The sequence below is a fragment of the Duganella fentianensis genome (genome assembly GCF_009857835.1).
Taxonomy (GTDB): Bacteria; Pseudomonadota; Gammaproteobacteria; order Burkholderiales; family Burkholderiaceae_D; genus Rugamonas; species Rugamonas fentianensis.
Map to the genome: position 1 here is coordinate 46,745 of NZ_WWCL01000002.1, position 17,932 is coordinate 64,676.

Genomic DNA, 17,932 nt, shown 5'->3' on the forward strand with positions numbered 1-17,932 from the left:
AGTGCTTTTGATTACTTGTAGACGATGTCTGCGCGACGGTTCTGTGCCCAGGCTTCTTCGTTCGAGCCCGATGCTTTAGGCTTTTCCTTGCCCAGCGAGACGGCTTCGATCTGGCCTTCGGCGACGCCCAGAGTGGTCATGGCTTTACGTACGGCTTCGGCACGTTTTTGACCCAGCGCCAGATTGTATTCGGCGCCGCCGCGTTCATCGGTGTTGCCTTGGATCAGGATCGAACGGGCTTTGTTTTTGCCCAGATAGGCCGAGTGGTTTTCTACCACTGGCTTGCCGTCTTCACGCACGACGTAGCTGTCGAAATCGAAGTACACGCTACGGTTGGCCAGCACGCCTTTTGGATCGTCCAGCGGATCCAGCGATTTGGTTTCTACTGGTTGTACCGCGCGGGTGTCGGCTGGTGGCGTGGTTTTCTGCTCAACCTGACGCTCGACGACAGGAGGCGGTTCCGAGATTTTGACCGGGGTCGAGCAGGCCGACAGGATGGCGGCGGTGGTGACAACGAAAGCTAAGCTGCTGAGTTTGCGCATGGGTTGCTCCTAGATGGATAAGTAATTACTGCATGAACGGGCCCCAGGTGGGCTCCTTGATATTGCCCGCCTGAGTGGTCAGGCGTTGTTTTACACGTCCGTCTACCGATACCACAGCCAGCGACTTGCGGCCACCTGCCTGCGTGGCGTACATGATGTAGCGGCCGTTCGGAGCGAAGCTCGGGTATTGGTCGTCGGTGCTGTCAGACAGGCGCTGTTCCTGGCCGGTAGCCAGGTCCAGAGTGTAAAGCTGGAAATTGCCGTCGCGGCGGGAGATGTAGGCCAGAGTCTTGCCGTCTGCCGAGATGCGCGGGCTGATGTTGTAGTTGCCGCTGAAGGTGATGCGCTTGGGATCGCTGCCGTCCACGCCCATGCGGTAGATCTGCGGGCCGCCGCTGCGGTCGCTCATGAAGTAGATGCTGCTGCCGTCCGGCGAGAACTGGGCTTCTGAGTCGATGCCGTTGCTGTTCGACACGCGGCGCAGATTGCTGCCATCGGCATTCACCGTGTAGATCTGGGTGTGGCCGTCTTTGGACAGCGACACGGCCAGCTTGTTGCCGGCTGGCGACCAGGCAGGCGAGGAGTTGCTGCCTTTTTCATTGGCTACCACGGTGCGGGCGCGGGTGATCAGGTTCTGGATGTAGACCACCGGCTTTTTCTGCTCGAACGACACATAGGCCACCTTGGTGCCGTCCGGCGACCACGAGGGCGAAATGATAGGCTCGTTGGAGCGCAGGGCCATCTGTTCTTCTTCGCCGTCGGCATCGGCCACCAGCAGTTCGTAGTGGCGCTTGTCGTATTCCTTGACGTAGGAAATGCGGGTCGAGAAGGCGCCGCGGATGCCGGTCAGCTTGAGGAAAATATCGTCGGCTATGGTGTGGGCAGTCAGACGGGTGTACTGCGGCGCGCGCGACAGGCCCAGTTGCGACAATTCGGTCTGCTTGACGGTGTCGAGCAGTTTGTAGCGCACTTCGTAATCGCCGCTGGTTGCTTTGGCCACGGTGCCGATCACGAGGGCGTCAGCGCCCTTGGCTTTCCAGCCGGCGTAGTCGATGTTGTTCATGCTGGTGATGACGCCAGCGTCGATCAGCTTGAAGGCACCGCTGCGCTCGAGGTCAGCCTTGATGATGGCCGAAATCTGTTGCGGGGCGATACCTTCGTCAGCGAAACCGGCCACGGCGACAGGAATCTGGTTGCTGCCGACGCCGGAAATTTCGATGCGCATCTGGGCCTGTGCCGTACCGCACAGCGCCATGCTGGCGGCCAGGCCAGCGGCCAGCCATACCTGATTGAATTTTTTCATGGTGTACATCAGTGCATATCCTTCATGTTGAAATCGGCGACAAATTCGCGCTCTACCGTACCATCTTTTTTCTTGGGTAGTGGGGACGATTTGGCAATCGCGTTCTCGATTGCACTATCGTAAGCAGCCGAGCCGCTGCTTTTCATTTTGCGCACGCCGATGATTTCACCGGTAGGTAACTGGGTAATCTGGTAGGTGGCGCTGAGCGTATCGTCCACCGTACCGTAAATCAGGTTGCTCTTGATTTTGGCGCGGATCGCCGCCTGATAGCCGCCATCGACACGGCCGCCGGTCGATTTCTCGGCCGTGCCCGTGCTGCCCTTGGCGGCATTGCCTGTAATACGGCTCATTTCGGCAGCGAAGGCTTTATCCTTGGCAGCTTTTTCCGCTTTCTCGGCTTTTTCCTTGGCAAGTTTGTCGGCCGCAGCTTTCTTCTTGTCCTTCTCAGCCTGCTCCTTGGCTTCCTTGGCCTTCTGTTCGGCTTCCTTCTTCTCGGCCAGTTTCTTCGCTTCCAGTTTGGCCAGTTTTTCGTCCGCTTCCTTCTTCAGCTTGGCCTGCTTGGCGGCTTCCAGCTTTTCCTGTTCCAGCTTCTGCTTGGCCTTCAGGCGCTCGAGCGCGATGTCCGGTTCTTTCGGCGTCGGTGGTGCAGGGGTAGGCGTAGGCGGTGCAGCCGGGGTTTCCGGCTCCGGTTCGGGTTGCGGCTCAGGTTCCGGCGTAGGCGGGGCGGGTGGTGCCGCATCCTGCACTTTCATGTCCCAGATTTCGGCCTGCACTTCGGTCGGCGTGTTGTTCTGCCAGCTCACGCCCACCCACAGGAACAGCAGCAGAATGGCGTGCACGGCCGTGGCCAGCACGACAGCGCGCCAGCCTTCGGATTGTCGCGGCACCTTGTAGGGGCCGCCTGCCATTGCGGGTTTCATGTTCTGCACGGTTTATTTGGTGGACAGGCCTACGCGGCTGATGCCCATTTTCTTCGCTTCCGAAATCAGCTGGATCACGTCGTCGTACTTGCTTTCCTTGTCACCGGCGATCAGCACCGGATAGTCAGGATGGTCGGTATGGATGGTACGCAGTTTTTTGACCAGCGCGTCGCGGTTCGGTGCCGTTTCCGGCGCTTCTTCGCCTTTGCCTTTGACGCCGATGGAGAGGGCGCCGTTCTGTTTCAGCACGATCTGCACGTAGTCGGATGGCGGCTTGGTGGACTTTTCTGCGCTCGGCAGGTCCACCACGCTAGGGTCATTCGACGATGGCATGACCATGAAAATAATCAGCAGTACCAGCATCACGTCGATGTAAGGCACGACGTTGATTTCCGATTTCAGCTTGCGGCCACGGCCGCCACGCATGCTGCTGGAGAAAGACGATGCCATGAATGCTGTCCTCTTAACGCGACTGACGCTGCAGAATGTTGGAGAACTCTTCGACGAAGGTTTCGAAGCGGATCGCCAGACGGTCTACATCGTGCGAGAAACGGTTGTAGGCCACGAAGGCCGGAATGGCGGCAAACAGACCGATGGCGGTGGCGATCAGCGCTTCGGCAATGCCGGGCGCCACGGCCGCCAGCGTGGCCTGCTGTACGTTGGCCAGACCGCGGAAAGCGTTCATGATGCCCCAGACCGTACCCAGCAGACCAATGTAGGGGGAGACGGAACCGACCGAGGCGAGGAAGGCCAGATGCGATTCCAGCGCATCCATTTCGCGCTGGAAGGCGGCGCGCATGGCGCGGCGGGCGCCGTCCAGAATTGCGCCGTGGTCCATGGTTTCGCGGCTGGCAGCATACGCAGCCTTGCTCTTGATGAACTCGCCCATGCCGGCTTCGAAGATACGGGCCAGCGGGCCGCTGCTGGCGCGGTCCTTGCCGGCGTTCTGGTGCAGCGCATGCAGATTGCCGCCGGCCCAGAAGGTCTTTTCGAATTCCACCGTCAGGCGACGGGCTGAACGGATTGCGAACAGTTTGCTGAAGATATAGGTCCAGCTGGTCAGCGAAATAACGAACAGCAGCGCCATGATCAGCTGCACGATCAGGTGTGCATTGGCGATGAGGGACAGGAAGGAAAGGTCTTGGGTGACGTTCATGTAAGTTCAGTCTGAGCTAGCTGTTTTGATGGTACTGCGCATTTTATCGATAACCAGGGCAGGGATGGCACAGGGATTCATGTCCGTACCGACGCACGCCACCTTCACCTGAGCCGTATTGAGCAGCCGTTCGCCGCACCAAGCCTGCTGGATGAACTGGATGGAGGCGCGCCCCATTTTTTCGATCGAAAGGGTTAATTTTAGTACATCGTCGAGTTTTGCGGGGGCGTGATAGTCGCTGCTCACGCTTTTTACGACGAACAGGATGCCGTGTTCCTGTGCCAGCACGTGCTGCTCCACCTGCAGGGCGCGCAGCCATTCGGTGCGGGCACGCTCAAAGAATTTCAGGTAATTCGCGTAATAGACGATCCCGCCGGCGTCGGTATCTTCGTAATAGACCCGTACGTTCCAGATAAACTCTGCTGGCATGTTTGTTTAACTACAGGTAAGAATGAGCAATATTTTACTATAGTAAAGCTTTTTCCCCGCCGCTTGCCAAGGTTTGTAACAAGCGCTTACGTTTTGTTTAGCAATATAGTAAAACTACGGCTATGGAGGCTGGGCAAACGAAAGCAGGGCGCCGGCCCCGCTTTCGCGCCGCGTAGTATTACAGCTCGCGCTTGATGGCCAGCGGGCCGTAAGCCTGACAGGTCGGCATCATTTCGATGCGATTGATGTTGACGTGGGCCGGCAGGGTGGCGATCCAGTAGGCCGTATTGGCTACATCATCGGCTGTCAGCGGCTGGGTGCCTTCGTAGACCTTGGCGGCGGCCGCGTCGTTGCCTTTCAGGCGTACATTGGAGAATTCCGTACCGCCGCACAGGCCGGGCGCCAGATTGGTGGCGCGTACGCCCGTGCCGACCAGATCGGCGCGCAGGTTCAGGGTGAACTGTTCGACGAAGGCCTTGGTGGCGCCATACACATTGCCGCCCGGATAAGGCGTTTCACCCGCTACCGAACCCAGATTGATGATGGTGCCGCTGTTGCGTGCCACCATGCCGGGCAGAATCGCGCGCGTCATCGCTACCAGACCGCTGCAGTTGGTAGCGATCATGGTGTCCCAGTCGGCCAGCGAAGATTCGTGCGCAGGGGTGACGCCCAGCGCCAGACCGGCATTATTAACCAGCACATCGATGGCCTGCCATTCGGCAGGCAGGCTGGCCAGCGCCTTGTCGATGGAGTGGCGGTCGGTGACGTCCAGTTCCACGGGCAGGGCCTGCTCGCCCAGTTCCGCCGCCAGCGCCTGCAGGCGCTCGACGCGGCGGCCGCTGATCAGTACCTTGTGGCCGTTGCGGGCGAAAACGCGGGCCATGGCGGCGCCGAAGCCGGCGGTAGCGCCCGTGATGAAGACGATCATGATCTGTCCTTGTGGATGAGTTAGAAGTAAGTTGGAAGCAAGTGGGAAGGTCGGCAAAATTGTAGCCGAAATGTTTGCGCTGCCGCAGTGCAGCGACAAAAACACGCATTTCGTTACTATATTGTCAAGTGCTTCCTTGCTCATTTCAGGCGCATAAATTACAATCGGGCTTCCATTACGTCTCACGTAACTGGCGAAAAGCTGCGCGACGCACCGAAATGGTGCATCATGCGTGCAGTGAAAGGTGGGGCTCCACCGGGAAACGTGAGATTTCAACAGCCGTTCGCCTGGGCAGCCATCGATGGAAAGCACGAAGAGGCTGCCTATGCGCTATTGGCGTCCCTCATTCGATCCAGCCTGCCAGTAACAAGTTACTCATTCGATTGGAGTTTTTACATGTTCGCAAAAGATCACACCCTCGCCAACGTCGATCCGGAATTGTTCGGCGCTATCCAGCACGAAAACACCCGTCAGCACGATCACATCGAACTGATCGCTTCGGAGAACTACACCTCGCCAGCCGTAATGGAAGCGCAAGGTTCCCAGCTGACCAATAAATACGCCGAAGGCTATCCGGGCAAGCGCTACTACGGCGGTTGCGAGCACGTGGACGTGGTCGAGCAACTGGCCATTGACCGTGTCAAGCAGCTGTTCGGCGCCGAAGCCGCCAACGTGCAGCCTAACTCGGGTTCGCAAGCCAATCAGGGCGTGTTCTTCGCTGTGCTGAAACCGGGCGACACCATCATGGGTATGTCGCTGGCCGAAGGCGGTCACCTGACCCACGGTATGCCGCTGAACATGTCGGGCAAATGGTTCAACGTGGTTTCCTACGGTCTGACCGCCGCTGAAGACATCGACTACGATGCCATGGAAGCACTGGCCAAAGAGCACAAGCCTAAGCTGATCATCGCTGGCGCATCGGCTTTCTCGAAGAAGATCGATTTCGAGCGTTTCGCTGCCGTGGCTAAAGCTGTTGGCGCCTACTTCATGGTCGACATGGCGCACTACGCCGGTCTGATCGCTGCCGGTCTGTATCCTAACCCAGTGCCACACGCTGACTTCGTAACCTCGACCACGCACAAATCGCTGCGCGGCCCACGCGGCGGCATCATCCTGATGAAGGCCGAGCACGAGAAGATCATCAACTCGGCAATCTTCCCAGGTATCCAGGGTGGTCCGCTGATGCACGTTATTGCCGGTAAGGCTGTAGCGTTCAAGGAAGCCCTGAGCCCAGAGTTCAAGGCATACCAGCAGCAAGTGGTGATCAACGCCGACGTACTGGCCAAGACCCTGATCAAGCGCGGTCTGCGCATCGTTTCGGGCGGCACCGAGTCGCACGTGATGCTGGTGGACCTGCGTCCTAAGAATCTGACCGGTAAAGAAGCCGAAGCGATTCTGGGCAGCGCCCACATCACCTGCAACAAGAACGGTATCCCTAACGATCCACAGAAGCCATTCGTGACTTCGGGTATCCGTCTGGGCAGCCCAGCCATGACCACCCGTGGTTTCGGCGCAGCGGAAGCCGAGCAGGTAGGTAACCTGATCGCCGACGTGCTGGATAACCCGCACGACGCTGCTACCATCGAGCGCGTGAAAGCGGCCGTGAAGGTACTGGCTGACAAGTTCCCTGTCTACGCCAAGTAATATCGTGGTAAGGTGGCGCTGACACGATCGGCGCCACCCACCGGAACTACGCACCTATGAAATGTCCTTTTTGCCAGCATGAAGATACCCAGGTCCTCGATACGCGTGTATCCGAGGAGGGCGATGCCATCCGCCGGCGTCGTCGCTGTGTGAATTGCGATAAGCGTTTTACCACCTACGAACGGATCGAACTGGTGATGCCGTACGTGGTGAAGAAAAACGGTAGCCGTACCGAATTTACCGCCGATAAGCTGCGCGCCAGTCTGATGCTGGCATTGCGCAAACGTCCCGTCGCGGCGCCCGCCGTGGATGCGGCCATACTGTCCATCGAAGAAAAGCTGCTGACCAGCGGCCAGCGCGAGGTGGAATCGGGCTATATCGGTGAACTGGTGATGCAGGAACTCAAACGCCTCGACAAGATCGCCTACATCCGCTTTGCTTCCGTCTACAAGAACTTCGAAGATCTGGCCGAGTTTCAGGATGCGATTGCCGAAGTGGGGCAAGAACGCAAACCGCGCAAGGCCTAGTCTGGCCTAGCCTAATCTGGCCGAACCTGCTCCGGCCTGCGACACACTCCCATCGGGCGCACCATTGAGGTGGCTCAGCCATTGTCCCTACGCTGCGCGTAGCGTCTAGCATTATCCCCAGACGAAACGCGTAGGTGTGCCATGCGCGCACATTTTTCCTGTTCCGGTTTTACTCTGCTCGAAGTGCTGGTGGCCTTGCTGTTGCTGGCGCTGGGCATCGCTGGCAGCGCGGCCATGCAGCTGGTGGCACTGCGCGTGGCCTATCAGGACCAGTTACTGGTGCAGGCCAGCCATCTTGCCGGAACGCTGGCTGAACGCATGCGCGCGAATGCCGCCACGGCACGCGATGGCACTGCCGACAATCCCTATCTGTTTGCCTATGATGCGGCCAGCGGCGCAGCGCCCCCTGTGCCGCCGGTACTGTGTTTCGGCGCTGCCTGCACCAGCCGCCAGCTAGCGCTGTTCGACTGCTACGAAGCGCAGTTGCTGGTGTACCGGCTGCTTCCTGCGGGCCGCCTGCAGATCTGCCGCGACCAGCACCCTGTTACGGCGGGCAAGCTGCAGTGGGACTGCGATGGTGGCCCCGATGCGCCACTGGTGATCAAGCTGGGCTGGCACGGCAAACTGGCGGATGGCGCTGTGCAGAATAATGGCGAGCTGGCTATGACGGCACCCGCGCCGGTGCTGGCCGTGACGGTACGGGTGCCGTGATGCTGTACTACGGACGCACACCCAGGCGCAGTTCGGGTCGCACGCTGGTGGAGTTCCTGCTTGCACTGGGCCTGACGGCTTTGCTGGCGTTGCTCGCTACCGGCCTGCTGCTGGTGGCGGCCCAAAGCTACCACCAGCACAGCGATCAGCAGGACTTGAATGATGGTGCCCAGCAGGCCCTGGCGCTGATCGCGCAGGCGATCCGGCAGGCGGCCTATGTGGAGTGGGACAGTAGCGCCGCACCTGTGGGCTGGGCGGACGATGGTGCCGCTGCGGTGAGCGGGCTGGACGGCCGTAGCCTCTTGCCGGATGGTGACGGTATCGCTACGCCATTGCCCGGCGTGGCGCATGGCAGTGATGTACTGGCTTTGCGTTATGCCGGTTCGGGCAGCGGGGCCACCGGTGATGGTTCCAGCGTCAATTGCGCAGGTTTTGGCGTAGCTGCTCCGGCCACGCCTGCAGCGCAGGGCTGGAGCATTTTCTATGTGGCGACTGATACGAGCGGAGTGGCGGAACTGCGCTGCAAATATCGCTCGGCAGCGGGGTGGGGCAGTGATGCGCTGGTGCGTGGCGTAGAGAGCTTTCAGGTGCTGTATGGCGTGGATACGGATGTGCCGGCCGATGGCATCCCCAATGCCTACTTCAGTGCATCGGCCGTCGATGGACTCGATGCCGCGCTGGAACTGGAAGGCACCGATGCGGCACAGCGGCAGGCCGACCTGCGGCGCAAGACTTACTGGAAGCGCGTAGCCAGCATACGCGTCGCGCTGCTATTGCGCAGCGCGCTGGCGACGCGAGCCGACACGGGCAGCCGTCAGTTCGATCTGTTCGGCGCTGATTATGCGGACGGGCATGGCGAGGATGAAGGCGTGCGCATCGACGAGCGCAGGCTGCCGCAGGCGCAGCGGCGACTGAGCCGCGTCATGCTGGGCGCCACCATCGCATTGCGCAATACGCGGGGCTAGCCATGCGCGGGCGCACCCAGCGGGGTATGGCGGTGCTGCTTAGTCTGGTGTTGCTGGTGATCGTGCTGTTGCTGGGCACCTCGGCAGCGCAGCTGAGTTTGCAGGGAACGCGGTCGGCACGGGCCGCGCGCGATAGGGACGTGGCATTTCAGGCAGCGGAGGCAGCTGTGGCGGATGCAGAACATGATCTGGAGAATGGGACGGCAGTGCTTACGCCCTGCGTGCAGACACCTGCATGGCAAAAGGTCGATGTCTCGGGGCGGGAGGATGATGGCGCCTGCAGTGTGGAATATGGTGCCCGCACGGGCGCCAGTTTCGATGCGGCCGACGGAGCGCTGCCTTTCAAGCGGCCGCGCTACCTGATAGAGCGGCTGGTTTGCCACCAGCCCGGTGACGATGCCGCAGCTGGCGCGGCGCCGCATTACTGCTATCGCGTTACAGCGATAGGCTTCGGGCCACAACCGGATACGGAAGTGGTTTTGCAGACTATCTATAGTCGCGGCGAATGAGGGGGCGGCATGGCTAGGCTGATGATCCTTTTTCGCTGGCGCATACAGGCTGCGCATGGTTGGCTGATGGCTTTGCTGGTGATGGGGCTGGGTACGTGCATGCTAATGGCCGGCGCAGTCAGCGCGGCGCCGCCTGTAGTGCCGCTCGCATCGGAGCCGCTGACCGTTGCCTGCCGCGCTGCGGATGGCACAGGCAGTACAGGTAATTCAGGTAGCACGGGTAGCACGGGTAGCTCGGGCAGGGTGACGGGGGCGACGGCATATTTCCCCGCTCCGCGTGGCGATGCTTCCGCAGGTACATGGCTGGCGGCCAGCGTGGATCAGCGTGACTGGAGTGGCTACTTTGCACGCTACGTGCTGCCATCCGATAGTGCGGTTGGTGCCGCATCAGGGCAAGCCGTGGCCCCGTTATGGGAGGCCGGACAAGTATTGACGGGCGATAGCAGTCATCCCCCGCAACCCGCGCCCGATGCACGACACATCTACACGGCGCAGGTGGATAGCAGCGGCGCCATACTGGGCCAGCCGTTTATCTGGTCAGCCCTGTCGCCAGCGCAGCAAAAGCTGCTGGATAAGCGCGGGCCAGCGGCGCGCCAAGCTGATGGATTGGGAGAGCGGCGGCTGGATTATTTGCGTGGCGTACGCAGCGATGAGGGGCATCCCTTTCGGCGCCGTCAGAGTCTGCTGGGCGACGCGCTACACAGCACGCCGGTGCTGGTGGCCGCACCATCGGACGACATACAGGATGAGGCGTATGCGGCGTTCCGTCAGCGCTATGCGCATCGTCGTGCTCTGGTGTATCTGGGCGCAAATGACGGCATGCTCCATGCGTTCGATTTGGCCGACGGGGTGGAACGCTACGCCTATGTTCCGAATGCGCTGATGCCCTATCTGAGCCTGCTCAGCGATCCCGCCTATGTGCACCGTGCCTACGTCGATGGCCCCATGGTGGCGGGCGAGGTCAGACTGGCGGCGGGCTGGCGCAGCGTGCTGCTGGCCACTTTCGGCGCGGGGGCACAGGGCTTGTTGGCACTCGATGTAACGGACCCCGAAGCGCTCGATGTAGACAGCGCCCTGTGGGAGTTCACCGATGCCGATGACCCCATGGTGGGTAATGTTCTGAGCTCACCGCAGCTGGCGCGGGTAAGGGTGCATGGGGGCGGCGAGCTGGCGGTTGCCGTGGTGGCGAGCGGCATGAACAACTACAGTGCTGACGGCCATGCCAGCAGCGCCGGCAAGGGCGCCTTGTTCCTGCTGGCGCTGGACAAGCCGCGTGCGCAGGGCTGGCGCCTGAACGGCAATTACTTCCGCCTCATCACGCCGATTACCGATCCGGTGCTGGCCAACGGACTAGGCGCGCCCGCCTTGCTGGCCGACCGCGATGGCTTGCTGCGCTTTGCCTATGCGGGAGACATGCAGGGCAATCTGTGGCGCTTCGATCTGCACGGTGCGGCTCCGTGGAGTGGCAGCGCCGAGCGGCTATTTACGGCGCGCGACCAGCAGGGCAGACGCCAGCCCATTACTACACAGCCTTCCATCGTGTATGACGCCGATGGTGCCTATCTGATTCTGTTCGGCACAGGGCGGCTGCTGAATCGTGATGATCTGGCGGCAAGCGGCTTCGGCACGCAGACTTTCTACGCCTTGCGCGACAGTCTGGAGCGCCCTGTTTCGGCTATCAGCGGACGGCAGCAGTTGATGGAGCGGCAGCTATTTCCTACGCAGCAGGGTCTGTTCGATATTTCTGGCGGCAGGGCGGAAGCGGGTAGCCGTGGCTGGTTTATCGACTTCTGGCAGTCGGAACGCACGGGCGAACGCAGCATCGATAGTGCTAGCGTAGTCGATGGAACGGTGGTGTTTACGACGCTGTTACCGGGCGCCAGCGCCTGCGGCGCATCGCATAGCCGCAGTTACGCACTGAATGCGCTGACGGGGCTGCCAGCTAGTAGCGAACTGGTATTGAACGCGGCCTTGACCGAAGTAGGTCTGATGCAACCCGACTATGCGGGCAAGCCCGTGCTGCTGCCTGTCGCACGCCATGCCGACGTGCCGGGGCCGGGCGCGAGTTTCCGGCGCACGCAGGTGCTGATGCAGCTGGCACCCGTCACCAGTGCCAACGGGGCGCTGGATCTGGCGGCGCTGGCCCGCATCAAGGTGGTCAGGCGGGCCGGACGGCTGAGCTGGCGCGAAGTGAACAACTGGCGTGAACTGCACGAGGCGGCGAAATGAATATCCAGCATATGCGCGCCTTCAGTCTGCTCGAGCTGATGATCGTGCTGGCCATTATTTCCATCCTGATGGCGCTGGCCTTGCCCGCCTATCAGCAGGCCGTGATCCGTGCGCGCCGCACGGAAGCGCAGGTCGCCTTGTGGCAGTTGCTGCAACAGCAGGAGCGCTTTTACACGCAGGCCAATTCCTATCAGGCTTTTTCGGCCAGTGCGAACGAGCCAGAAGCGCGCCAGTTTAAGTGGTGGAGCGGCAGTGGCGCCGCCAGCAGCGCCTACGAGATCGAGGGCAAGGCTTGTGATGGAGAGCAGATCAGCGCCTGCATACAGCTGGTTGCCACGCCCGGTACCAGCAGAGTGGACGGCCGGTTTCGGGACGAGGCCTGTCAGCAGCTGATACTGACCAGCCGTGGCAGGCAGTCGGCCAGCGGAACGGAAGCGCGCTGCTGGCCCTAGTCCGCCGGGGCCGGTGCGCTGGTCAGCGGGGGGTGTGCTGTAGAGGAGGGGTGAGCAATGGCGAGTGCCTTGAACCGTAGCGCAGACTGGCGCTGCACGCGCAGTGCTGGCCGTACGCTGGTGGAAACCATGCTGGTACTGGTATTGCTGGCGCTGGTGCTGACGCAGGCCGTGCCGGCCTACCAAGCCATCCTGCAGCGGCAGCAACTGCACACCGCGGTCAATGATATGCTGGCGGCGCTAAGGCTGGCCCGGACCCATGCCATGGCACGGGGCGGCGCTGTGTTGCTGGTACCGCTCGATGCCGAGGGCGGCGCATGGCAGCATGGCTGGGTGGTGTTTGTGGACCGCAATGGCAACCGTCGTCCCGATGCCGATGAAAGCATCTTGTTGCGGCATGCCCCCGTGGCTGGCAGTCTGGCCATACGTGCGGCCTTTTCCAGCGCAGCAGTGCCTGTCTATCTTGCTTATAATGCTGCTGGACGGCCCTGCAATGCCGGCAATAGTCTGGCGGCCCGCTGGGGCACGCTGACGCTGCGGCAGGGTGAAAATGTGCGCAACATCAAAATCAATATGCTGGGCCGGCTGCGTGTCTGCGATCCGGTGCAGGAAGGGGCTAGCTGCGCTAGCGCGAGTGAATAGGGCTTTATGAAAATCAGCAACGATCTGCAGGGTATGACGCTGGCGCTGGAATGGGCGGCGCGGGGACTGTACACCACCTCGCCCAATCCCCATATCGGCTGCGTGATCGTGCGCGATGGCGAGGTGCTGGGAGCAGGCGTCACCCAGCAGGCTGGCAATGACCATGCCGAGATACAGGCACTCAAGGATGCGCAGGCGCGCGGCCATGATGTGCGCGGCGCCACCGCCTACGTCACGCTGGAACCCTGCAATCACTACGGCCGCACGCCGCCATGCTCCGATGCGCTGGTGCGCGCCGGTCTGGGCCGCGTGGTGGCGGCGATGGAAGACCCTAATCCGCTGGTAGCGGGGCAGGGCATGGCCAAGCTGGCGGCAGCCGGTATCGCCACCAGCGTCGGCCTGCTGGCCGGGCAGGCGTATGAACTGAATATCGGCTTTTTCTCGCGCATGACGCGCGGCCTGCCATGGGTGCGCATGAAGAGCGCGGCCAGCCTCGATGGCATGACGGCGCTGCACAATGGCCAGAGCCAGTGGATTACGGGGCCTGAAGCGCGCGCCGATGGCCATGCATGGCGCGCCCGCGCCTGCGCTATCCTGACCGGTATAGGCACCGTCAAAGCCGACGACCCGCAGCTCAATGTGCGCGCCGTTGAAACGCCGCGCCAGCCGCGCCGCATCGTGGTCGATAGCCGGCTGGAAATCGACCTGTCCGCCAAGGTGCTGCAAGGTGGCGGCACGTGGATAGCGGCTGCGCAGCCCGACGCGGAAAAACAGGCCGCGCTGGCCGATCTGGGCGCGGAAGTCATCCTGCTGCCGAATGCCAGCGGCAAGGTCGATCTGGCGGAACTGATGCGCGAACTGGGGCGGCGCCAGATCAACGAGCTGCATGTGGAAGCCGGTGCCAAACTCAATGGTTCGCTGATCCGCGCCGGCTGTGTGGACGAACTGCTGGTGTATCTGGCGCCCACTTTGCTCGGTGACGCGCAGGGCATGTTTGCTTTGCCGGCGCTGGCGCAGTTGAGTGACCAGCGCCGTTTGAAATTCCATGAGGTCCAGCAGATCGGTGCTGATCTGCGTATCCTTGCACGGTTTATTTAACATTCATCTTCAACATTAAGACTACAACGCTATGTTCACTGGAATTGTCGCCGCTATCGGCAAAATCGAATCCGTTACTCCGCTCGTAGGCGGCTCGTTTGCAGGCGTGCGCCTGAATGTTCACGCGGGCGGCCTGCCGCTGGCCGATGTGGCGCTGGGCGACTCGATCGCCATCAACGGCGCCTGCATGACGGTGGTGGAAAAGGATGACACCAGCTTCCGTGTCGATGTGTCGCGCGAGAGCCTCAACTGCACCGTGGGGCTGGATACGCTGACGGAAGTGAATCTGGAAAAGGCACTGACGCTGAACGAACGTCTGGGCGGCCACCTGGTGTCCGGCCACGTCGATGGTCTGGGCGTGGTGCGCAAGTTCGAGCCTATCGGCGAATCGTGGGAGCTGGTGATCGAAGCGCCGCGCGAGCTGGCCAAGTTCCTCGCCTTCAAAGGCTCCATCGTGGTGAATGGCGTGTCGCTGACGGTCAACCGTGTGGAAGATATCGGTAGCGGTGCGGAGCTGGTCTGCCAGTTCTCGATCAACCTGATTCCCCATACCATCTCCATGACCACGCTCAAGCACCTGTCCGCAGGTAAGCAGGTGAATCTGGAAATCGACCTGATCGCGCGCTATGTGGAGCGCATGGTTTCCGTGGGTGCAGCGGGCAAATAAGCCCGGGCAGCCAGTTTTCCGCCGTAAAAGCTTGATATTCTGACCAGATCGGCCCGATAAAACCGGGGATTTAGTCTATAAAATCAGCCTTTTGCGGTGGCGCTTGCGTAAATCCTTTAAAATAGCGGGCTGTTCTAGCTTCGCTACAAAGGATTTAACATGTCAATTTCCAGCACCGAAGAAATCGTCGCCGAATTGCGCGCAGGCCGCATGGTGATTCTGGTCGATGAGGAAGACCGGGAAAACGAAGGCGATCTGGTGCTCGCGGCGGATTTTGTCACGCCGGAAGCCATTAATTTCATGGTCACGCATGCGCGCGGTCTGGTCTGCCTGACCCTGACCGAAGAACGCTGCGACCAGCTGAACCTGTCGATGATGTCGGCCCGTAACGGCACCGCCTTCGGCACCAATTTCACCGTCTCGATCGAAGCGGCCGAAGGCGTGACCACCGGTATTTCCGCCGCCGACCGCGCCCGCACCATTCAGGTCGCGGTGGACAAGAATACGGAACCTAGCGATATCGTCCAGCCCGGCCATATCTTCCCGCTGAAAGCGCAAAAAGGCGGCGTGCTGATGCGCGCTGGCCATACCGAAGCCGGTTGCGATCTGACCGCCATGGCGGGCCTGACGCCTGCCTCGGTGATCTGCGAAATCATGAAGGCCGATGGCACCATGGCACGCCTGCCGGACTTGCTGGAATTTGCCAAAGAACACAATCTGAAGATCGGTACCATTGCTGACCTGATCCAGTACCGCAGCCGCAATGAATCGCTGGTGGAAAAAGTCGGCGAGCGCACGCTGAAAACGGCGCAGGGCGAGTTCCGCATGATCGCCTACCGCGACAAGCCTAGCGGCTCGGCCCACCTGGCGCTCGTGCATGGCGAGATGGACAAGCACAAGGAAACCCTGGTGCGTGTGCACCAGCCAGTGTCGATTCTGGATGTGCTGGAATCGGAAGCTACCACTCACTCGTGGAATCTGTCGTCCTCGCTGGCCGCTGTCAAAGCCGCCGAGCGCGGCGTGATCGTGCTGCTGAACTGCGAAGAAACTGCCGAGCAGTTCTTCTCCCAGTTCGCCGCGCTGGACAAGCCGGAAGTCAAGCCTAAGGGCCGCGCTGCCAGCATGGACCTGCGTAGCTACGGTATCGGCGCGCAGATACTGCGCGAAGTCGGCGTCTGCAAGATGCAGCTGCTGGCCAGCCCGCGCAAAATGCCATCGATGACGGGCTTCGATCTGGAAGTGACCGGCTATCTGGCCAAACCTAACTGATACACCCACCTTACCCACCTAAAAAGAGGCCTCACATGACCGTAGGTAGCTATGAAATCAATCTGTCCGGCGACGGACTGCGCGTCGGCATCGTTCAAGCCCGTTTCAACGAAGACGTTTGCCACGGCCTGCTGTCGGCCTGCCTGGCCGAGCTCAAGCATCTGGGCGTAGAAGACGAAGACGTTCTGCACGTGACCGTGCCGGGCGCACTGGAAGTGCCACTGGTACTGCAAAAAATGGCAGAATCGCAGCAGTTCGACGCCCTGATCGCACTGGGCGCCGTGATCCGCGGCGAAACCTATCACTTCGAACTGGTGTCGAATGAATCGGGCGCCGGCATCACCCGCATCGGCCTCGATTATGGTATTCCTATCGCTAACGCCATCCTGACCACGGAAAACGATGAGCAGGCGGAAGTGCGTATGGCCGAGAAGGGCGCGGATGCAGCGCGTGTAGCAGTAGAAATGGCGAACCTGACCATTGCTCTGGAAGAGCTGAATCAGGATCAGGGCGACGACGAGTAAGTTGCGCTGTAAAACGGCCGGATGTGCCGGTATGCGCCGGCGCATCAGGCCGGATTTTGTAAGAATTGAAGAATAGGTATAACCATGACAGATAAAGCATTGCACGCCAACCCTAGTAAAAACCGTACGCCGCGCCACCGCGCGCGTGAGTTTGCGTTGCAGGGTTTGTATCAGTGGCTGCTGAATAACGAAGATGCGGCCACCGTGGTCAACAACATCCGTTCCGCGCACGGCTTCGACAAGGCTGACGGCGACCACTTCTCGGCCCTGCTGTACGGCGCCATCAAGGATTCCGTGGCCCTGCGCGACACCTTCGCACCGCTGGTAGACCGTGGCGTGGCCGAGCTGTCGCCGATCGAGCACGCTGTGCTGCTGATCGGTGCCTACGAACTGAAGAACAATCTGGAAATTCCATATCGCGTCGTTATCAACGAAGCAGTGGAACTGACCAAATCGTTCGGCGGTATCGATGGTCACAAATACGTCAACGGCGTGCTGGACAAGCTGGCCGCCAAACTGCGTCCGGAAGAAGTGGCAGCTGACAAAAAGCGCTAAGCCGCGCACTGCCCCGACTCAAGCCACCGCCTGCGGTGGCTTTTTTTATGTCTGCGGAGTACCGGCTGGCGCTACCGCCGAGTGCCTGCGGCGGGGCCGGAACGTTAGGATTTGACTTTATTTAAACGGCAACAGAAAATCGCTTGTTATTTAATTAATGTCGAGGTGGCATTATTGACCAGTTCTTTCAGGCCGAGCCCCGCTGGCGGCGTCGCGGCTGGCTGGCGCTGATCGTCACGGCCCACGTGCTGGCAGTGTGGTGCTGGCAAGCCCCGCAGCACCAGTCTGTGCCCCGTGCGGCCGTACAGACCACGCTGACCTATATTTTGCTGCCCAGCGCGCCAAAGCCGCCAGACCGGCAGGCACGCACGCCGGAGCCGCGCCGCGCGCCTGCGCTGGCGATCCGGCCGCAGCTGCCGCCGGCAGCGGCGCCAGCGGTCCAGCCGACAGATTCCGCTGTCCAGACGCCTGCTGCGCCTGCCATGACGCTGGTCACGCCGCCGGCCGATCCGTTTGCCCTGCCGCCCAAAGCAGCGCAGGAGGAAGATGCGCTGCTGCGCGCGCGCCGTAGCGCCGGCGCGGTGGATAAACAGTTGCGCAAAGAAGCTTGGAACCCGCGTGACAAGAAAATTGCCAATGACCGTACCATGCTGGCCGAAAAACTGGCCGGTGCCTACACAGGTTCGGAGGGCATGACGCAGGAGAGCGAGACGCTGGACGATGGCCGCGTGATGACGCGTATCCGTACCGGTGCCGGCACCACCTTCTGCGCCGTCAAAGAGAATAACGCGCTGACGGGTGGGCGTGATCCCTTCCGCGACGGCATACGCACCAAGGTCACGACTTGCGGACGCTGAGCCCA

The 17,932-nt window shown here is 61.0% G+C and carries 21 protein-coding genes and 1 riboswitch; of the genes, 14 read left to right on the top strand and 7 right to left on the bottom strand.

The window, feature by feature from the left end; translation table 11 throughout:
- Positions 1-11 precede the first annotated feature (11 nt).
- From pal to GTP23_RS08030, 7 genes are all read right to left on the bottom strand, one after another.
- On the bottom strand, positions 12-542 hold the full coding sequence (gene pal, locus GTP23_RS08000) for a peptidoglycan-associated lipoprotein Pal (protein ID WP_161034729.1): 531 nt from the start codon (positions 540-542) through the stop codon (positions 12-14).
- Positions 543-567: 25 nt separating this feature from the next.
- Positions 568-1,854, bottom strand: coding sequence for a Tol-Pal system beta propeller repeat protein TolB (gene tolB, locus GTP23_RS08005; RefSeq protein WP_161034730.1), 1,287 nt, complete (start codon positions 1,852-1,854; stop codon positions 568-570).
- The gene (gene tolA / locus GTP23_RS08010; RefSeq protein WP_161034731.1) at positions 1,854-2,765 is read right to left on the bottom strand and encodes a cell envelope integrity protein TolA; all 912 of its coding nucleotides are present in this window, start codon (positions 2,763-2,765) and stop codon (positions 1,854-1,856) included. The genes tolB and tolA overlap by 1 nt, the downstream gene beginning before the upstream one ends.
- A gap of 12 nt (positions 2,766-2,777) precedes the next feature.
- Complete coding sequence (locus GTP23_RS08015) at positions 2,778-3,215, bottom strand: ExbD/TolR family protein (protein WP_161034732.1); 438 nt, start codon at positions 3,213-3,215, stop codon at positions 2,778-2,780.
- Positions 3,216-3,228: 13 nt separating this feature from the next.
- The gene (gene tolQ / locus GTP23_RS08020) at positions 3,229-3,921 is read right to left on the bottom strand and encodes a protein TolQ (RefSeq protein WP_161034733.1); all 693 of its coding nucleotides are present in this window, start codon (positions 3,919-3,921) and stop codon (positions 3,229-3,231) included.
- Positions 3,922-3,927: 6 nt separating this feature from the next.
- Positions 3,928-4,350: a tol-pal system-associated acyl-CoA thioesterase gene (gene ybgC, locus GTP23_RS08025; RefSeq protein WP_155436527.1), complete on the bottom strand. Its 423-nt coding sequence runs from the start codon at positions 4,348-4,350 to the stop codon at positions 3,928-3,930.
- A gap of 178 nt (positions 4,351-4,528) precedes the next feature.
- Positions 4,529-5,278 carry an SDR family oxidoreductase gene (locus GTP23_RS08030; protein ID WP_161034734.1) on the bottom strand — a complete coding sequence of 250 codons (750 nt, stop codon included), beginning with the start codon at positions 5,276-5,278 and terminating at the stop codon, positions 4,529-4,531.
- 176 nt (positions 5,279-5,454) lie between these two features.
- Positions 5,455-5,578, top strand: a riboswitch (ZMP/ZTP riboswitch).
- 96 nt (positions 5,579-5,674) lie between these two features.
- Between GTP23_RS08030 and glyA the strand changes: the two genes are divergently transcribed.
- The 14 genes from glyA to GTP23_RS08100 all read left to right on the top strand — a co-directional run bounded on the left by glyA (position 5,675) and on the right by GTP23_RS08100 (position 17,927).
- The gene (gene glyA / locus GTP23_RS08035; RefSeq protein ID WP_155436525.1) at positions 5,675-6,922 is read left to right on the top strand and encodes a serine hydroxymethyltransferase; all 1,248 of its coding nucleotides are present in this window, start codon (positions 5,675-5,677) and stop codon (positions 6,920-6,922) included.
- Between the two features lie 56 nt (positions 6,923-6,978).
- Positions 6,979-7,449: a transcriptional regulator NrdR gene (gene nrdR / locus GTP23_RS08040; RefSeq protein ID WP_161034735.1), complete on the top strand. Its 471-nt coding sequence runs from the start codon at positions 6,979-6,981 to the stop codon at positions 7,447-7,449.
- Between the two features lie 141 nt (positions 7,450-7,590).
- A complete protein-coding gene (gene pilV, locus GTP23_RS08045) occupies positions 7,591-8,160 on the top strand; it encodes a type IV pilus modification protein PilV (protein ID WP_161034736.1) in 570 nt (189 codons plus the stop codon).
- Entirely contained in the window at positions 8,160-9,125 is a 966-nt protein-coding gene (locus GTP23_RS08050; RefSeq protein WP_161034737.1) for a PilW family protein, read from the top strand. The genes pilV and GTP23_RS08050 overlap by 1 nt, the downstream gene beginning before the upstream one ends.
- Before the next feature lie 2 nt (positions 9,126-9,127).
- Positions 9,128-9,634 carry a pilus assembly PilX family protein gene (locus GTP23_RS08055; protein ID WP_161034738.1) on the top strand — a complete coding sequence of 169 codons (507 nt, stop codon included), beginning with the start codon at positions 9,128-9,130 and terminating at the stop codon, positions 9,632-9,634.
- A 21-nt stretch (positions 9,635-9,655) separates the two neighbouring features.
- Positions 9,656-11,863, top strand: coding sequence for a pilus assembly protein (locus GTP23_RS08060; protein ID WP_229256008.1), 2,208 nt, complete (start codon positions 9,656-9,658; stop codon positions 11,861-11,863).
- The gene (locus GTP23_RS08065; protein ID WP_161034739.1) at positions 11,860-12,315 is read left to right on the top strand and encodes a type IV pilin protein; all 456 of its coding nucleotides are present in this window, start codon (positions 11,860-11,862) and stop codon (positions 12,313-12,315) included. Before GTP23_RS08060 ends, GTP23_RS08065 begins: the two co-directional genes overlap by 4 nt.
- A gap of 69 nt (positions 12,316-12,384) precedes the next feature.
- On the top strand, positions 12,385-12,957 hold the full coding sequence (locus tag GTP23_RS08070; RefSeq protein WP_229256009.1) for a GspH/FimT family pseudopilin: 573 nt from the start codon (positions 12,385-12,387) through the stop codon (positions 12,955-12,957).
- Between the two features lie 6 nt (positions 12,958-12,963).
- Positions 12,964-14,055, top strand: a complete 1,092-nt coding sequence (gene ribD, locus GTP23_RS08075) for a bifunctional diaminohydroxyphosphoribosylaminopyrimidine deaminase/5-amino-6-(5-phosphoribosylamino)uracil reductase RibD (RefSeq protein WP_161034741.1) — start codon at positions 12,964-12,966, stop codon at positions 14,053-14,055.
- Between the two features lie 31 nt (positions 14,056-14,086).
- On the top strand, positions 14,087-14,722 hold the full coding sequence (locus GTP23_RS08080) for a riboflavin synthase (RefSeq protein ID WP_161034742.1): 636 nt from the start codon (positions 14,087-14,089) through the stop codon (positions 14,720-14,722).
- 159 nt (positions 14,723-14,881) lie between these two features.
- Positions 14,882-15,991, top strand: a complete 1,110-nt coding sequence (gene ribBA, locus GTP23_RS08085) for a bifunctional 3,4-dihydroxy-2-butanone-4-phosphate synthase/GTP cyclohydrolase II (RefSeq protein WP_155436515.1) — start codon at positions 14,882-14,884, stop codon at positions 15,989-15,991.
- A gap of 35 nt (positions 15,992-16,026) precedes the next feature.
- Positions 16,027-16,515 (top strand): 6,7-dimethyl-8-ribityllumazine synthase, encoded by a 489-nt coding sequence (gene ribH, locus GTP23_RS08090; RefSeq protein ID WP_155436514.1) that lies wholly within the window; start codon positions 16,027-16,029, stop codon positions 16,513-16,515.
- Positions 16,516-16,599: 84 nt separating this feature from the next.
- Complete coding sequence (gene nusB / locus GTP23_RS08095; RefSeq protein ID WP_155436513.1) at positions 16,600-17,070, top strand: transcription antitermination factor NusB; 471 nt, start codon at positions 16,600-16,602, stop codon at positions 17,068-17,070.
- A 287-nt stretch (positions 17,071-17,357) separates the two neighbouring features.
- Positions 17,358-17,927, top strand: coding sequence for a hypothetical protein (locus GTP23_RS08100; protein WP_371866863.1), 570 nt, complete (start codon positions 17,358-17,360; stop codon positions 17,925-17,927).
- Positions 17,928-17,932 lie beyond the last annotated feature (5 nt).

What these genes read in the sequence shown, in the direction of transcription:
- ribBA (WP_155436515.1), top strand. Translation starts at nt 14,882, where the DNA reads ATGTCAATTTCCAGCACCGAAGAAATCGTCGCCGAATTGCGCGCAGGC.
- GTP23_RS08080 (WP_161034742.1), top strand. Translation starts at nt 14,087, where the DNA reads ATGTTCACTGGAATTGTCGCCGCTATCGGCAAAATCGAATCCGTTACT.
- tolQ (WP_161034733.1), bottom strand. Translation starts at nt 3,921, where the DNA reads ATGAACGTCACCCAAGACCTTTCCTTCCTGTCCCTCATCGCCAATGCA.
- GTP23_RS08050 (WP_161034737.1), top strand. Translation starts at nt 8,160, where the DNA reads ATGCTGTACTACGGACGCACACCCAGGCGCAGTTCGGGTCGCACGCTG.
- GTP23_RS08055 (WP_161034738.1), top strand. Translation starts at nt 9,128, where the DNA reads ATGCGCGGGCGCACCCAGCGGGGTATGGCGGTGCTGCTTAGTCTGGTG.
- ribH (WP_155436514.1), top strand. Translation starts at nt 16,027, where the DNA reads ATGACCGTAGGTAGCTATGAAATCAATCTGTCCGGCGACGGACTGCGC.
- ybgC (WP_155436527.1), bottom strand. Translation starts at nt 4,350, where the DNA reads ATGCCAGCAGAGTTTATCTGGAACGTACGGGTCTATTACGAAGATACC.
- ribD (WP_161034741.1), top strand. Translation starts at nt 12,964, where the DNA reads ATGAAAATCAGCAACGATCTGCAGGGTATGACGCTGGCGCTGGAATGG.
- tolB (WP_161034730.1), bottom strand. Translation starts at nt 1,854, where the DNA reads ATGTACACCATGAAAAAATTCAATCAGGTATGGCTGGCCGCTGGCCTG.
- pilV (WP_161034736.1), top strand. Translation starts at nt 7,591, where the DNA reads ATGCGCGCACATTTTTCCTGTTCCGGTTTTACTCTGCTCGAAGTGCTG.
- GTP23_RS08065 (WP_161034739.1), top strand. Translation starts at nt 11,860, where the DNA reads ATGAATATCCAGCATATGCGCGCCTTCAGTCTGCTCGAGCTGATGATC.
- tolA (WP_161034731.1), bottom strand. Translation starts at nt 2,765, where the DNA reads ATGAAACCCGCAATGGCAGGCGGCCCCTACAAGGTGCCGCGACAATCC.
- GTP23_RS08015 (WP_161034732.1), bottom strand. Translation starts at nt 3,215, where the DNA reads ATGGCATCGTCTTTCTCCAGCAGCATGCGTGGCGGCCGTGGCCGCAAG.
- pal (WP_161034729.1), bottom strand. Translation starts at nt 542, where the DNA reads ATGCGCAAACTCAGCAGCTTAGCTTTCGTTGTCACCACCGCCGCCATC.
- glyA (WP_155436525.1), top strand. Translation starts at nt 5,675, where the DNA reads ATGTTCGCAAAAGATCACACCCTCGCCAACGTCGATCCGGAATTGTTC.
- nusB (WP_155436513.1), top strand. Translation starts at nt 16,600, where the DNA reads ATGACAGATAAAGCATTGCACGCCAACCCTAGTAAAAACCGTACGCCG.
- GTP23_RS08030 (WP_161034734.1), bottom strand. Translation starts at nt 5,278, where the DNA reads ATGATCGTCTTCATCACGGGCGCTACCGCCGGCTTCGGCGCCGCCATG.
- nrdR (WP_161034735.1), top strand. Translation starts at nt 6,979, where the DNA reads ATGAAATGTCCTTTTTGCCAGCATGAAGATACCCAGGTCCTCGATACG.
- GTP23_RS08060 (WP_229256008.1), top strand. Translation starts at nt 9,656, where the DNA reads ATGATCCTTTTTCGCTGGCGCATACAGGCTGCGCATGGTTGGCTGATG.